Source organism: Nitrospirota bacterium (assembly GCA_023229435.1).
Taxonomy (GTDB): domain Bacteria; phylum Nitrospirota; class UBA9217; order UBA9217; family UBA9217; genus JALNZF01.
Genome location: JALNZF010000007.1, coordinates 38,344 through 54,260, shown reverse-complemented (window position 1 = coordinate 54,260; position 15,917 = coordinate 38,344). Strand labels below are relative to the sequence as shown.

At 55.3% G+C, this 15,917-nt stretch carries 9 protein-coding genes; 6 read left to right on the top strand and 3 right to left on the bottom strand.

Annotated elements, in window-relative coordinates; all coding sequences use genetic code 11:
- Positions 1 to 40: 40 nt before the first annotated feature.
- The 3 genes from selA to M0R70_07210 form a co-directional block, all read right to left on the bottom strand.
- Entirely contained in the window at positions 41 to 1,480 is a 1,440-nt protein-coding gene (gene selA, locus M0R70_07220) for an L-seryl-tRNA(Sec) selenium transferase (GenBank protein MCK9419152.1), read from the bottom strand.
- Positions 1,481 to 1,697: 217 nt separating this feature from the next.
- Positions 1,698 to 3,839: a ribonuclease R gene (rnr, locus tag M0R70_07215; protein MCK9419151.1), complete on the bottom strand. Its 2,142-nt coding sequence runs from the start codon at positions 3,837 to 3,839 to the stop codon at positions 1,698 to 1,700.
- A gap of 57 nt (positions 3,840 to 3,896) precedes the next feature.
- Positions 3,897 to 4,337, bottom strand: coding sequence for a PaaI family thioesterase (locus M0R70_07210; protein ID MCK9419150.1), 441 nt, complete (start codon positions 4,335 to 4,337; stop codon positions 3,897 to 3,899).
- A gap of 102 nt (positions 4,338 to 4,439) precedes the next feature.
- On the opposite strand from M0R70_07210, the gene glnE reads away from it, so the two are divergent.
- The 6 genes from glnE (at position 4,440) to M0R70_07180 (ending at position 15,916) form a co-directional block, all read left to right on the top strand.
- Positions 4,440 to 7,562 carry a bifunctional [glutamate--ammonia ligase]-adenylyl-L-tyrosine phosphorylase/[glutamate--ammonia-ligase] adenylyltransferase gene (gene glnE, locus M0R70_07205; GenBank protein MCK9419149.1) on the top strand — a complete coding sequence of 1,041 codons (3,123 nt, stop codon included), beginning with the start codon at positions 4,440 to 4,442 and terminating at the stop codon, positions 7,560 to 7,562.
- Between the two features lie 295 nt (positions 7,563 to 7,857).
- A complete protein-coding gene (locus M0R70_07200; protein MCK9419148.1) occupies positions 7,858 to 10,314 on the top strand; it encodes a hypothetical protein in 2,457 nt (818 codons plus the stop codon).
- A 468-nt stretch (positions 10,315 to 10,782) separates the two neighbouring features.
- Positions 10,783 to 11,814 carry a sulfite exporter TauE/SafE family protein gene (locus M0R70_07195; protein MCK9419147.1) on the top strand — a complete coding sequence of 344 codons (1,032 nt, stop codon included), beginning with the start codon at positions 10,783 to 10,785 and terminating at the stop codon, positions 11,812 to 11,814.
- Positions 11,815 to 11,826: 12 nt separating this feature from the next.
- Positions 11,827 to 12,324, top strand: a complete 498-nt coding sequence (locus tag M0R70_07190) for a hypothetical protein (GenBank protein ID MCK9419146.1) — start codon at positions 11,827 to 11,829, stop codon at positions 12,322 to 12,324.
- A 338-nt stretch (positions 12,325 to 12,662) separates the two neighbouring features.
- A complete protein-coding gene (locus M0R70_07185; protein ID MCK9419145.1) occupies positions 12,663 to 13,811 on the top strand; it encodes a Na+/H+ antiporter NhaA in 1,149 nt (382 codons plus the stop codon).
- Between the two features lie 110 nt (positions 13,812 to 13,921).
- Positions 13,922 to 15,916, top strand: a complete 1,995-nt coding sequence (locus tag M0R70_07180) for a hydrogenase 4 subunit B (protein ID MCK9419144.1) — start codon at positions 13,922 to 13,924, stop codon at positions 15,914 to 15,916.
- Position 15,917 lies beyond the last annotated feature (1 nt).

Below are 15,917 nucleotides of genomic sequence, written 5' to 3'. Positions count from 1 at the left end.
AACCGGAAGAAAGCATGAGCGCGGGCTGATGCTCTCCTGACTACTGCCCCCTGACCCCTGACCCCTGCGTCATTTTGTCCACCGCTTCCACGATCTTCCCGATCTCTTCATCATTCAGCGTCCGGGGATCGAAGAGGACCATGCCTTCCTTGATGCGCGCAATAATGTGCGGTTTGCCCGTGCGAAGGCGGGATTCGATCTGATTCGCGCTGAGCGTCCTGTGACGGAGACAGACGGTCTTTGTCGGGAAATTTCCCGTGGGCAGTGCGCCGCCGCCGCTCTGGGATGTGTCGTCCTGGATCGATACCGTAAGACCGGTATTCTCGATCTGCTTGACGCCTGATGACAACAACGCGGCCTTGCGTTCGATCTCGGAAAGCGGCTGGGTCAGCATCCAGAGCGTGGGGATCTCATGAACGGCCCTGTTCATGTCAAGGTACTGGCTGAGCGTGGCATCGAGCGCGGCAAGGGTCATTTTATCAAGCCGAAGCGCGCGGGCAAGGGGATTGGAACGGATCTGCTCAACATATGTCTTCTTACCGAGGACCATGCCCGCCTGCGGCCCGCCCAACAGCTTGTCGCCGCTGAAGGTGAGAACGTCAACGCCGGAATTCACGGCTTGTTGCACCGTGGGTTCGTCGCCCGATCCGTAGGCCCTGAGGTCCACGAAACTGCCGCTGCCCAGGTCCCACATCACGGGCAGTTTGTGTTTTTTGCCAAGCTTCGCAAGCTCCTCGGGCGAGACCTCTTTGGTGAACCCGACGATCTTGTAATTGCTGGTATGCACTTTTAACAGGAGGCCTGTTTTTTCGTTGATCGCCTTCTCGTAATCCTTGAGATGGGTCTTGTTCGTGGTCCCCACCTCCCGAAGCACGGCGCCGCTCCGCTCCATCACGTCCGGCACGCGGAAGGACCCCCCGATCTCCACCAGCTCTCCGCGCGAGACGATGACCTCTTTGCCGCGGGCAAGGGTGTTCAGACAGAGGAGTACCGCAGCCGCGTTGTTGTTCACGGCAGTGGCGGCCTCGACGCCGGTCAGCCGCTTCAGGATTCCCTCGACGTGGACATGTCGTTTGCCGCGCTCGCCTGCCGGGATGTCATACTCAAGATTGGAATAGCTTCTGCTGACCTCGACAACACGCTGGATGGCTTTCTCCGAAAGCAGGGAACGGCCAAGGTTGGTATGCACGATCACGCCCGTGGCGTTGATGACCGGCTGAAGGCTCGGCTCGGACAGCTCCCTGAGGATGATCTCCGCGTGATTCAGGACACCCTCGATGGAAAACAGCGCGTTATCGATTGTTCGGCCCGTTTTGCTGTCCGCGGCCTGGAGAATTGCCGTTCTTCTCGCGTCGATCGCCGTCCTGATTGCGTCGAGTACCAGCACGCGGGGATGCGATTCAATCCACTGTTTCGTCCTGTCTTCCTTCAACACGTCATCCACTGATGGAAGTTGTTTGAGCAGCTCCTTCATGAACAGTACCATAGCATAGCTTTTACTGAAATTCAACAGGACATTTCCACTTTGGATTAGTTGTGCTGGTCGTGATAAAGCTGATGAGGAATTCAAGGAGATTGTGTCGTTTGCTCCGTTAGAGAAAGCCAGTGGATCCTGTCCAAATTGATATTTGCTTATTAACGATAGCTGCACAAGGCCACATGCTGTCATCGTTGGAGAACATGTTCTCCAACGAGGCTTACTCCGCCAGTGAAAAGTCGATCCGCTTTCTGACGGGGTCGACCCGGTCCACCCGAACCCGCACCGCATCGCCGATGCGGAAAGATCGCTTCTTCCGTTCCCCCCGCAGAGTGTGCATCTTCTCCACATAATGATAGTAGTCGTCGTTGAGCGATGAAACGTGGACCAGCCCCTCCACGAAGAACTCGTTCAATTGAACGAAAAAGCCGAACTGCAGTACCCCGGTGATGATGCCGTCGTATGCCTCGCCGACCTTGTCCTTCATGAATTCGAGCTTGAGCATGGCGACCACGTCACGCTCCGCCTCCATGGCGACCCGCTCGCGGCGGGAGCAATGTTCCGCATTGCCGGGCAGTTTCTCGGCGAGCTTTTCAACATACGCCGGGTCTTTCAACTTGCCGCTCAGGTCCGCCTTCAGGATCCGGTGCACGATCAGGTCCGGGTAGCGTCGGATGGGCGAGGTGAAGTGCGTATAGGTCTCGGCTGCGAGGCCGAAGTGTCCGACGTTCTCGGCTGAATATTTCGCCTGCTTCATGGTACGGAGCAGGACGGTGTTGATCAGCGTTTCTTCCGGCGTGCCCTTGGCTTTGGCAAGGGCCTTCTGCAGGTGCAGGGGCTTGAGCTTCTTCACCGCGGGGAGGGTGATTCCGAGGGTGGCGAGAAAATCAATGAGGTCCGTCAATTTTTCCTCGGCCGGCTCCTCATGGACACGATAGATGAAAGGCGCTTTTTTCCGCTCGATGTGGCGCGCCGTGGTCTCGTTCGCGGCGAGCATGAACTCCTCGATGATCTGGTGCGCCATGTTCCGTTCGGCCCTGAGGATGTCGGTCATGCGGCCCTGGAGGTCGAGTACGATCTGGGGTTCGGGCAGATCGAAGTCGATGCTGCCCCGTTTCGATCGTTTCGCGCGCAGCACTGACATGAGCTCTTCCATGAGCCCGAATTCGTCGAGCAGCGCGGCATAGCGTTTCCGCTGGGCCGCGTCACGGTCCACGAGTATCTCGCGCACCGCGGTGTAGGTCATGCGTTCGTTGCTGTTGATGACGCTCTCGTAGATGTCGTACCGCAGGATCTCTCCTTCCGGCGAGACGTCCATCTCGCAGGTGAAGGTGAGCCGGTCCACGTTCGGGTTCAGGCTGCAGATACCGTTCGAGAGCGCCTCGGGGAGCATGGGAATGGCGCGGTCCGGAAGGTACACGCTCGTCGCGCGCTGGTAAGCCTCTTCATCAAGGGACGTGCCTTCCCTGACATAGCTGGAAACATCCGCGATGTGCACCCAGAGCCGGTATCCTGTTTTGATCTTTTCGATGGAGATCGCGTCGTCGAAGTCGCGGGCCGTTTCTCCGTCAATGGTGACCGTCACCAGGTCCCGGAGGTCTTTTCTGCCCTTGCGCATGGCGGCAGTGATCTGCTGCGGGATGTCTTCAGCTTCCCGGATCGTGTCCGGTGTAAAATGGACCGGGAGTTCGTACTGTTCGATGATCAGTTCGGAGTCGATGCCGGGCTGACCCGGCCGGCCGATGACCCTGACGATCCTGCCTTCCGGCGGTCTGCCGCGCTGAGGATAGGCGATGATCTCGGCTGACACGATGTCGCCGTTCTTTGCGTTGCCCGCGTTCTCCCTGCCGATAACGAGGTCCTGGGTTATCTTCGGGTCCTGGGACGTTACAAACCCGTAACCTCCGGTTTTCGGATCAGGGAGCTCATACGTGCCGACGACCCGCGTGTGCGCGCGTTCGAGGATGCGGATGATCACGCCCTCGCGTTTGCCCGCGATCTTCTTTCTCCCGGCCGGCGGTGTTACGCGGGCCACGATCTTGTCGCCGTTCATGGCGTCCAGTTTGCCTTTCGCGGAGATATAGATGTCGGTCCTGCCCTTTGTTTCCGGTATCACGAAACCGTATCCCTGGGCATGGGCCTGGAAGATGCCGGTCTCAAGGTCCATCTTCTCGGGCAGGCCGTAGCGATTTCCGCGCGTTTTGACGATCTCTCCGTTCAGGACGAGTTCATTCAGCGCCCGCTTGAGCTCGTGCCGGTCCTCGGTTGTGAGCTTCAGCAGCCGCATCAGCTCGCGCACCATCACCGGTTTGCCGGTCCGGGTCTTGATCAGAGCTATGAGTTGTTTGTGGGTGTGTTCCATAGTTTAGTTTTGAGTTCGGAGTGCTGAGTTCGGAGTAAAAAAATAACTGCACCCCATTCACTCCGAACTACGAACTCCCGACTCCGAACTGATTCTCAGTAATTTGCCCGTCGCCTCCGCGATCAGGACCGGGCCCCGTTCGATCTTTGCTTCGGCATGGATCAGTCGCCTGATCTCGTGGGTAAGCCTGCCGGAAATGAACAGTTCTTCTCCCGGAGCAGCCGGGGATTTGAAGGTGACCGTTATTTCCACGGTCACAGCCGGGATCCCGAGGCTGACGGTGAGCTTGCCCATGGCCTCATCGAGCAGGGTCGAGAGGATGCCGCCATGGACGATCCCTTCATACCCCTGGTGAATATCCGATGGCGTGAATTTCGCGCTGATGGCGCGCCGTTCTTTGTCGATTTCAAAATCGACGCCAAGGCCGGCGGGGTTCTCTTTGCCGCAGACGTAGCAGCGCTGGTTGTCGCGGAGTTGGATCATGATATAAATGCGCATGGGGCATAGCGCATGGTGTTTGATCCTTTGCGCTATGCCCTCTGCTCTTAGCCATCACAGATTCGCTTGTATCTCCTGATACTTATCAGTATAATATAAAAAATGTCATTTGACAAACATATAACGCCTACTGCTGAACAATTATCGCATTGTGGAGTACAGGACACGGCTCAGGCGCTCAGAAACCTTGAGCTTCTGGGCGCGAAGATCGGCCCCGGGGGATTTTCGGAGATCGTTCCGCTGCTGCTTGCCGACCTGTCCAGGGCCGCCGATCCTGACATGGCGATGAATAATTTTGAGCGCTTCGTGGGCGCGCTTGCGGACCTTCCCTCCTTTGTCTCGCTTTGTCGGAGGAGACATGACGTTCTTCGCGCGCTTATCACGATCTTCGGCGCAAGCCGGTTCCTGTCCACCTTCCTCGTTACGATCGCCGATGAAAGCCTGATGATGCTGTCCGATCCGCTTGTTCTTTCCCATCCAACCGACAAACAGCAACTGGCCGAACGGCTCTCGGCAGTGGTTGACGGTCATCCCGATGATCACACGTTCTTCCGGATGCTCCGTCTGTTCCGCAAAAAAGAGATGCTCAGGATCGGGCTGCGCGATCTGCTCGGCAGGGCGGACCTCGGGGAGACCGTGGAGGACCTGTCTCATCTGGCGGAAGTCTGTCTTCAGAAGGCTTATGCATGGGCTGATGCAGCGATCACAAAACGATATGGCAGGCCGATCATCAAAAAAGCCGATGGAACATTGGTTCCCGCCGGGTTCGCGGTCATTGCCATGGGCAAACTCGGGGGACGGGAACTGAACTTCAGCTCCGATGTCGACCTCATGTACGTCTATACCGCTGACGGTGAGACGGAGGGGGTCCTCACTCCTGGCGATCTCCGAACGAACCGGATAACGAACCACCAATATTTTATCAAGCTCGCGGAGAAACTGAGCGCGGCCATCAACGAGAAGACCGAGGATGGGTTCGTGTTTCGTGTGGACATGCGTCTCCGGCCCGAAGGACAGCGTGGTCCTCTGGCCCAGAGCCTGGGCGGGTATGAGATCTATTACGAGTCCTGGGGCCAGACCTGGGAGCGGTCGGCGTTGCTCAAGGCCAGACCGGTGGCCGGCGATGAATATGTAGGCAGGGAATTCATGGCACGTATTGAGCCCTTTGTGTACCGGAAGTATCTCGACTACAGCGCGATCGCCGAGATCCGCGACATGAAGCAGAAGATCAACCGGGATGTACTGCAGAAGGGGAGGACGCACCGCGATGTGAAACTCGGATACGGCGGCATCCGGGAGATCGAGTTCGTGATCCAGGCGCTTCAGCTCATCTATTCCGGCAGGGACCGAACGCTGCGCGAAAAGAACGCGCTCAAGGCGCTCCATGTCCTTTCGCAAAAGGGGCTCATCTCCTACCAGGAGCACGAGGTCCTTTCCCGGGCATACACGTTCCTGCGGACCGTGGAGCACCGCATCCAGATCCTCGATGATCTTCAGACCCAGACGCTTCCCGGCGATGAACGTGAACTGCGTACCCTTGCCCGGCGTATTGGTTATTTCGGCCACGGCGCAGAAGCGGAGGAGTTGCTCCGCGATTATGCAGAGCATACGAAAAAGGTAAGGGGCATCTATGACGACCTGTTCGCTTTTACGGGCGAAGAAGGGGCCGTCGAACCATCGGTCAAGGACTATTCAGCGCTGCTCGACCCTGAGACGCCCGAGCAGGAGGCGGTCTCGTTGTTGGGGAAGCTTGGTTTCAAGGACCCCGGCAAGGCGTACCGGGACCTTCTGTTGCTTCGTGAAGGCACCGCCTTTGTTCATCAAACGCCGCGAAGCCGCAAACTTTTTAACGAGATCTTTCCGACGTTGTTCCAGGAGATCATCTCTTCACCCGATCCCGACATGGCGCTGAACCATCTCGAGTCCTTTCTCGCGGCGCAGGGCTCGTGGGAAGCGTTCCAGACGCTGATGAGGATCGATCCATCGGCCGGCAAGGTGCTGATCGCGGTATTCGCCAACAGCGGGTATCTGTCGAGAATGCTGGTGAGCAGGCCGATACTCCTTCAAAACCTGATCGAGTCCCGCAAGTCATCCGGAGCCGGAACGTGTGCGAGATTTGCGAAGGACCTTGGAGACGCCCTGGAACGGTCCACGGACTTAGCAGAAAAGCTTGACGCTTTACGCCGGTTCAAACACCTGGAGGAGATACGGATCGGCATGGCGGATCTCTTGTCGAATGTGCCTTTGCGGGCGGTTTCCCGCGACCTGTCGAAGCTCGCGGAGAGCTGTCTTTCGGCCGCACTTTGGCTTGCAGCATCAGAGGTCGCAAAACGGTACAACGCGCAGGGAGCCACAACCGGCCTCGCCGTTATCGGCGCGGGCAAACTCGGCGGCAGGGAGCTTTCCTACGGTTCCGACCTCGACATTCTTTTTGTCTTCACCGAGGCGCGGGCCGCAGCCCCGCCGGATGGCGTGACCGTGTTCGAATATTTCAGCAAGGTAGCGGAAAAGACGATCTCCTATCTTTCCACGCTCACGCGCGAGGGGTTCGTGTTTCGCGTGGACACCCGGCTCCGGCCCACGGGATCCAAAGGACCGCTGGTGCAGAGCGTTGACGCGTTCAAGAACTACTACGCTCATCAGGCGGAGACCTGGGAACTCCAGGCGCTGCTGCGAGCGCGGTGCGTGGCAGGGGACCGCGTCGTCGGTGAGATATTCTGCCACGGTATCCAGGAGCTTCTGTATCGGGACGTGGACCGGGCATCAGTGGCCAATGACATCACCTCGATGCGCAAAAAGATGGAGGATGAGGTCGGGAGGGAAAACGATGCTTTCTACAATATCAAACAAGGTGAAGGGGGGATCGTGGACATCGAGTTCCTTGTCCAGTATTTACAGCTTCTTCATGGGAAGCAGCACCAACGGGTGCGTGTCCCCGGAACGTATAACGCTTTACGGGCTTTGAACAGACAAGGGCTTCTTGACACGGGATCATATCAGACCCTGATGCAGGCTTACCTTTTCATGAGACAGCTCGAAAGCAGAATGAGGATCGTCTCGAACCAGGCGACAAACGAGTTGAGCAGGGACCCCGCAAAGCTGATTCCCCTCGCACAGCGCATGGGGTACCTTGCCGACGGAGCAACAGCCGGACAGATGCTTCTCGACGATTATTACCTGATGAGCCGGAACGTGAGGAATATATTCGATAAAATGCTCAGTTAGTCATGATTACCAATTCCTCGATGTGAAGAATAGCATGATATTCACGCTTCGTAATTCCCTGATTTCCCTACCTGTTTAAAAATTGACACAATATAAAAACACATTAATTACAACTAGTTATTAAATCATAATCCATCATAATCCCTTATCACCGTCTAAAAAATGACCCCGCCACTTCAGTCTGTTTTTCAACTTGTTGATTATTAATGAATAATACTGTTGGCAATCATATTGCACTATTATGTATCGAAACGAAAAATTACTGCAATTAATTTTGTTAAAGGAGGAAATTAAAATGAAAAAGAGCATGAAAAAGAGTTTTGCATGGATGCTGGTATTGCTGCTTCCGTTGATGTTGTTGTCTTGCAGCAGCGGGGGCTCCGGTTCAGATGCTACCGCAACCCCCACCCCCACTGACACTTCGTCTCTGCAGGTGGCGGACAAGGTGAGCGTGGTGGACGCCAAATTGTCCAGTAATGTGGCGGCTGTCGCTCCGCTCCATATTGGCGCGTTCAGGGTGACCGGCGCTGAACTTGCGGCGGCCTCGGATTACAAGACAGACAAGACACAGGTCTGGGTGTCCGAGCGTTCAGCGGAAGCGTTCAACGAGATAAACAACATCCTGTGCATGATAGCGCAAAGCAAGGGCGATGCCATGTTGAACAAGGGCGCCTATGTGGCACTGGTGGATGAGACCCAGTGCGATACGAGCAAGTCCGACGCGTCGAGCGCGGGCCAGGATTCCCAGAACCAGTCCTCATCGACGAACATGCCTGATTATACGACTTTCACGGTCCTCGCGACCCGGGTTGATAACAACTCGCCTCAGTACGCGAAGGTATGGGTTCACATGAAGGCAAAAGGAAGCGATCCCGAACAGGTGATATTAGTGAATCTCACCATTACGGAAGGTAAAAGCGACACCAATCCCTACGGATTGTTCACCATGAACTTTCTGGGGCACCCCTCAACCGATGGCGTCATGGATACGTCCCAGATCTCCTTTAAAGGCGTGATGAAGTCTGAAAAGAACGCCGCCGGCGAGGTCCTGCTCAGATTCGCGGAGCAAAACTTCGGCCCCTACACTAATATCCGGAAGATAGCCTTGAACAGACTGGCAGATGGTTCCGGCAAAGGTTCGGTCTATGACCAGCATCCTGAGATGGATACAACGGTGACATCCCAGTTTGACATAGCGTTCAATGCCGACAACTTTTTGCGGACAAAAGTTGCAGGCAACACAATATGTCTGGACAGGAACCAGTTTGAGGAGAGCGCGTGGAGATATGGTCTCTACGATACGGCCGGTGCACGGGTGAATCGTAATTCCGGGTTCTCCGTCAATACCATGGCCGACGGGTCAGGGAAGTATGGGTTCATCGGCTACTATGGACTCTGGATCGACAACAATGTGACGTTGAACAACGGCGATTTCCTGTATAAGTTCGACTACAGCAACACCGGTGCAGCGCCGCTCCAGTATACCGTCATGAAGGCCGGCGGCAAGTTGAAAAAGCATACCAAGAAGGCAATGACCCTTGCAGAGGTCAAAGGCATACCGCTCAATTATTCTGTATGCGATCCGAATAGTGGCTGCGCTAACTACCAGGTTGTGTGGGATGGGACAAATCAGGTATTCAATAAAACAGCGGAGATGCCTCAGAACTGCAGCAATAACTGCCAGTGGCAGAATATTACGCCTCCGGTGATTTTGGATCTCACAACCCTTCAGTGGGGCGAGCTGAACTTCTATTCTCAGTCGCTCGGTGGACAGGTGAGGGTGCCTTTGAGCAATTGCGTACAAACATTTCCAACGGGTACGGTCCCAGCACCACCCACAACCACATGCGAAGCACCTGGGAATACCACAAACATCATCTTCTTCGCAGAGGACATTGTGTACCCGACAGACACCATCCCCGCATCATTTGCCTGCTATGACAATTGTCCGCAGGTCGGAGCGGACGGCGAGGCATATACTACCATGATGTCGTCAGGTCCGTCCAATACGGTGACGACGTACACCTTTGATCCCATCACGATGCTCCTGAATGATGCCGGGTCCAAACCCGTGATCATGACCGTAGCTACCACGACCAATCAGTGGGGTGTGAATAGCGGCGCACTGTTCAATCCGACTACCGCAAATTTGGCTGCGCTTGATTGCAACTGGGACTGGGATAATAATCCTGCAACTAATGCTGAGGTCTGCGGCTGGAAGGCATGGAGCGCTCTTGATGTCTTCTATACCTGGGAAACGGGTCCAGGCAGCTGGAACCAGTTTTCAGCACTTAAGGATGCAACCGGTACCATGTTGAAGTTCGAACCGCCGCTTTCGGTCAAGTATGTGCATCATAAGGCCGGCTCCTCCCTGGATGGCGCGACCTTTATGCTGGATTACAGCGGCTTCGGCAATCTCAATGGCATCCCCGGCAAATGCGTGGATATGGATAGTGGCCTGGAAGCGCAATGCGCCAGCGATCCGAAGATCAGATATGTCCCGGCATTTGTGATCCCGCCGGTACAGACAGACGGATCATTAACCAAGGTAATGGTGGATGCTACCGAGTATCTTGTGAAACCGCTTGAACTGGAGCAGAGAATGATGAAGGTTGATGTCGGCAACTGCTCTGCGTTGTCGGTCACCAGCTATCCTCTTCCGGATATTGCTACCGAGTGGACGGATCCCGCGCTCGGAACGGAACCTGTGGTAACGGCCGCCCCGGCGGTCATCGGTGGAGTGGTTCAGTAATTACCGTTATCAAGATTATATCCTGTTTCTCCTTTTAATAATGTTTCTCTTCAGGCGGGGCCTCAAACCCCGCCTGTTCTTTCTCATCGCGCTCATAAGTGTTCCTTATCGATTCATCGAATGAATTTATGGAGTTCCAGCGCAGAACGGCAACATTTTTCTTGACAACTTCTCCGACATTATAATAACATGACAACCCGTGCAAATTGAAACCACGCAATTGCATAACGCAATGGATTGGTTTGAAACAAATACTCTATTGAACTCATTCGGAAAGAAAGGGTAACTGCTCAGATTGGCCGCAAAAGAACGCAAAGAACTCAAAGAAAAAACCTGAAACCCTGTGAAACCCTGTATTTCAGTTTTAATTCTCTCTGCGGTCCTGGAGCCTGCCCTCGAAATGTCTTCTCGGGGGTTCTTTCGCGGCTAACAGATTTTGACCTGAGTAGATACAAGAAAGGACTGTAAATGGTACAGCGTTATTTGACGGTCTCTATTATGCTGCTGGTCGTTGTTGCCATGCTGACCGCGGCCGGGACGGTGTTCGCATCGAACGACCCGGCGCCCATTGCCCCCGCCGCTGAGGCGGTTGTTGGACACGGCGATGCCCATGCAACAGCGACAACCCCGGTTTCCGCAGTGCCGGAGTCGACCGTACCCTGGTGGGTATGGCCGCTGGCATTGTTCATCACGACATTCATCCTCGGCATCCTGGCGGTGCTCGGCGGTGTTGGCGGCGGCGTGCTGTTCGTGCCGATCGTGGGCGGATTTTTCCCGTTCAATATTGATTTCGTAAGAGGCGCCGGTCTTCTGGTTGCGCTCGCGGGCGCTCTTGCCGCGGGTCCGGGACTGCTGAAGAGGAACCTCGCGAGCCTCCGGCTGGCGATTCCCGTGGCGGTAATCGCGTCTGCGGCCGCGATTGGCGGCGCGATGATCGGGCTCGCGCTCAAGCCGAACACGGTGAACACACTCCTCGGCGCGACGATCCTGTTCATCGTGGTCATCATGGCAACTGCTAAAAAGTCAGATTTTCCCCATGTACCCAAGCCGGACAATCTTGCTCAGAGCCTTGGGATCATGGGTATCTACCGGGAAGAGTCGCTCGGCAAGGACGTGGAATGGACCGTTCATAAGACGCCGATGGGCCTTGCCCTGTTCGTCGTGATCGGTATCATGGCGGGCATGTTCGGTCTGGGCGCGGGTTGGGCGAACGTACCGGTGCTGAACCTGCTGATGGGCGCGCCGCTCAAGATCTCGGTGGCCACGAGCAAGTTCCTGCTCTCGATTACCGACACATCGGCTGCCTGGGTCTACCTGAATCAGGGCGCGGTCCTGCCGATGATCGTGGTGCCGTCTCTCGTGGGCATCATGCTCGGTTCGATCATAGGCGTTAAGATCCTCGCCAGGTCGAAACCCAAGGCCATCAAGTGGATGGTCATCGGTCTCCTGCTCTTCGCGGGACTCAGGTCCCTGCTCAAGGGACTTGAAATCTGGAAATAGGAGGAACGAATAATGACGGAAGTAAAGAATAACAAGGCATCTGAAGAACAAATGGCATATGCGGGTGTTCTCAATATCGGAATGTGGCTGGGTCTCGCCATTCTGGTGATCACCTTCTTTATCTATATCTCGGGTGTGCTCCCGAGCTTTGTGCCACTTGAAGATCTTTCGCGGCCCTACATGGCAAAGGTAGGTGATCCCGCCTGGAAGTGGCAGTATGTGGAAGAATATAAGTTGCAGAACACTCCATTATGGAGCATGAGAGTTAACGAGTTCAATCATATTAAAGAAGCGCCTACGGGTTGGCACTGGGCCGCACTGGTAGGGAAAGGCGATTACCTGAATTTCATCGGTATTGCCATGCTTGCAGGCCTTACAATCCTCTGCTACCTGGTTATCCTGCCGATCCTGTTCAGGAAAAAGGACACCGCTTACGCTATCATTGCGATCGTGGAAGTGCTGGTGCTGTCTCTGGCGGCCAGCGGCCTGTTAAAAGTGGGCGGACATTAAATCAGGATAGACATTAATCAGAAAAAACACCATTGCAGGGCGGCTGAAAAGCCGCCCTTTTTGTTTGACATCGTTCATGACGGCTGTTACGATGTTTCTAACTTGAATAACTGAGCCTTTTGCAAATGTCCCAAGCCCGTCATTCTCGCAGCGATTCTGAGCGGGAATCTGGTTCTAACTGCTTGAATAACCATATCCCCGATTGAGGGCCCCCCGATTAAAACATTCGAGGGCAAGATTCGGGGCCTGCCCCCGCATGAATCAAGCGGGGGATGACAAACAGTTTTGCAAGAGCCTCAGTATTTCGTACACTGATTAATCATTCAAAGGCGCTGATCGTGAAAGAACGAATCAACCTTCTTCGTGAGTTTTCCGTCCCGCTTCTGGGCGGTGTTATCCTGGCGCTTGCCTGGGCCAATGGCGCACCGGAGAGCTACGACCGTTTCTTGCACGGCCGCTTGCTCGGTCCCCTCAGTTTTTATTTCCTGACCAATGATATTTTCATGGTCTTTTTTTTCGGCATCGCCACGGTGGAGATCACCCAGAGCTTCCTGCCGGGAGGAGACCTTTATCCCGTTAGCAAGTCGGTTAATCCGCTGCTGGCGACCGCAGGGGGGGTGGTCGGTCCAGCCCTTGTCTACCTGATGCTCAATCAGGTTATCGGCGCACCCGAACTGCAGCGCGGGTGGGGGATCGTGACGGCGACGGACATCGCCTTTGCGTGGCTGGTTGCACGGTTGATCTTTGGCAAGAACCATCCGGCAATTTCATTTTTGCTCCTGCTTGCCGTGGCCGACGACGGCATTGGCCTTGCCATTATCGCCCTCTTCTACCCTGATCCCCGATTTCCCATAGAACCACTATGTCTCTTGCTGACGCTGGCAGGAATGCTGATCGCCTATGCGCTGAGGACGCGGCGGATCAGTTCATACTGGCCTTATATCCTCATAGGTGGTGTTCTCTCCTGGGCCGGACTGTTCATGGCACATCTCCACCCGGCGCTTGCGCTGGTCTTTATCATTCCGTTCCTGCCGCACGCGATGGTTGAAAAAAAGCACCTCTTTGAGGAGGACATTGATGACCGTGCGGCCATGGCTCAGTTCGAACATGAGTGGAAGATCATCGTCGACTTCGGACTTTTCCTGTTCGGCCTCGCCAACGCGGGAGTTGGATTTTCCCAGGTCGGCACGGTCACCTGGCTGGTGTTGCTGTCGCTCCTCGCAGGAAAGACCGCGGGAATTTTCGCGTTTGGCAGTATTGCCGTTCTGCTCGGTTTTCCGATGCCCCGGGGCATGCAGAAGAAGGAGCTTCTGGTCGTGGGGATCATTGCAGGCTTCGGGTTTACCGTGGCACTGTTTGTTGCGGGGGTGGCCTTCATCGATCCGGTGCTTCAGGGCGCTGCAAAGATGGGGGCCATGCTGAGCTGCGTTGCTGCGCTGATCGCCGTGATGGCGGCGAAGTTGTTGAAGATAAGAAAAGCCGGATGAACGTAAAGGGATTTGAATTTAGTCTTGACAAAACGGCCTATTGGAATATACTGCAAAAACGTAACACGGCGTTGTTGAACGCCTGATTTTTGACAAAGCGGGAATATATTTTGATAGAAACGGAACATTTTCTTCTTTCGGGGATCTTATTTTTTGCAGTGGGTGCGGTCATCGCACTCGTACCAGCCGGAAAAACCAGAACAACCTCCTATCTCTTCTCCCTCTTCGGGGCCTTAAGTTTTCTTGCGATCGGCATATATCTTACCGTTGCGCCTTCAGTAACCTACCAGGCCCTGTCTGTGTCATCGGTGTTCGAGTTTTCCTTCCGCGGCGATGCGCTGGCCGGCTTCTTCATGATCACGATATCGCTGGTCACCTTCGCAGTATCAATATACTCCATCGGATTTACGCGTACCTTCCGGCATGCGGGTCTTATGGGGTTCTTCTATAACACCCTCATCCTGAGTCTCTACGCCGTGGTACTGTCGGCAAATATCTTTACCTTTCTGATCTCCTGGGAAACGATGGCGATCGCATCCTACTTTCTCGTGACCTTCGAACGGAACGAGAAGGCCGCGCGCGCCGGCCTGTTCTATGCGGTCATGACCCACATCGGGACCGCATTCATCATAGCGCTTTTCTTTATCCTCTACCGTTACACGGGAAGGATGGACTTCGAAGGGATGAAGGCGGGGCTCTCCGGGATCCCGGTAAGTGTGAGATCGATCATCTTTATTTTTTCCGTCATCGGTTTCGGAACCAAGTCGGGAATCATCCCGCTTCACACCTGGATCCCCCGGGCATACGCGGTGGTGCCGTCGAATATCGCCGCCATCATGTCCGGACTCATGGTAAAGATGGGCATCTACGGATTGATCCGGATCTGCATGGATGTGATGGGGCAGGGGCCTGAGTGGTGGGGGATCGCGCTCATCTGTGTCGGCGCGGTCTCGGCGATCCTCGGCATTCTCTACAGCCTGATCGAGAACGAGGTGAAGCTGTTCCTTGCTTACTCCAGCGTGGAGAACATCGGGATCATCCTGCTGGGCGTCGGCGCCGCCATGATGTTCAAGAGCAACGGATTCTACGCGTTGTCGTCGCTGGCGCTTACCGCGGCCCTTTTTCACGTGCTGAACCATGCCTTGTTTAAAAGCGTGCTTTTTCTGGGCGCGGGGTCGGTGATCACCAGCATGGGCAGGAGCAATATGGAAACCATGGGCGGTCTTTTGAAACGGATGCCGTACACCGGTTTCTTCTTTCTGGTCGGTTCACTCTCGATCTGCGCGCTTCCCCCGCTGAACGGGTTCGTGAGCGAATGGCTTACCTATCAGTCTCTGCTTCTCGGTTTTCAAGTCCCCTCGGTGACCGCGAAGATCGTGTCGCCGCTCGGCGGGGCGGCGCTCGCGCTCACCGGCGCCCTTGCCGCGGCGGGCTTCGTGAAGGCCTTTGGCATCTCATTTCTCGGCATGCCGAGGAGCGCTCAAGCAAGGGAGGCAAAGGAGACGTCGATTACGATGATACTGGGAATGGCATTGCTTGCCGTTCCGTGCCTCCTCTTCGGCATTTTTCCCGCAACCGCGATATCTCTTCTGGCTTCCGCTGTCTATGGCGTCACCGGCGCATCCACCCTTGTCTACCAGCAAGGCGTTCTTGGCATACCGCAGACATCGGCGACCCTGTCACCGGTCGCGATCCTGATCACCATGGCCGTGATGCTGCTTGCGGCGCTGCTTTTCATCAGGATCGTCGGAGGACAAAGAAAGATCGTGTATGCCGATTCATGGGACTGCGGTATCCGGGGGCTTACCTCGCGGATGCAGTACACGGCCACGGCATTCACCAAACCGCTCAGGATCATCTATAAGCGCATCTATCTTCCGAGCAGAGACCTGAAGGTGTCCTATCTCATCAAGCCTTTTTTTGTGAAGTCAATTCGGTATGGCGGCGAGATCACGCCGTTCTTCGACCGATATGTGTATGAGCCGGTCACCAGATTCATACAGATCGTTGCGGGCAACGTAAAGCTGCTGCAGTCCGGCAGTCTTCAGCTCTATCTGGGATATATTCTGATCACGCTGATTGTGTTATTGATCTTTGGAACATAGC

Coding starts and splice junctions, on each gene's coding strand:
- M0R70_07200 (MCK9419148.1), top strand. CDS start 7,858: ATGAAAAAGAGCATGAAAAAGAGTTTTGCATGGATGCTGGTATTGCTG.
- M0R70_07195 (MCK9419147.1), top strand. CDS start 10,783: ATGGTACAGCGTTATTTGACGGTCTCTATTATGCTGCTGGTCGTTGTT.
- glnE (MCK9419149.1), top strand. CDS start 4,440: ATGTCATTTGACAAACATATAACGCCTACTGCTGAACAATTATCGCAT.
- M0R70_07210 (MCK9419150.1), bottom strand. CDS start 4,337: ATGCGCATTTATATCATGATCCAACTCCGCGACAACCAGCGCTGCTAC.
- M0R70_07190 (MCK9419146.1), top strand. CDS start 11,827: ATGACGGAAGTAAAGAATAACAAGGCATCTGAAGAACAAATGGCATAT.
- rnr (MCK9419151.1), bottom strand. CDS start 3,839: ATGGAACACACCCACAAACAACTCATAGCTCTGATCAAGACCCGGACC.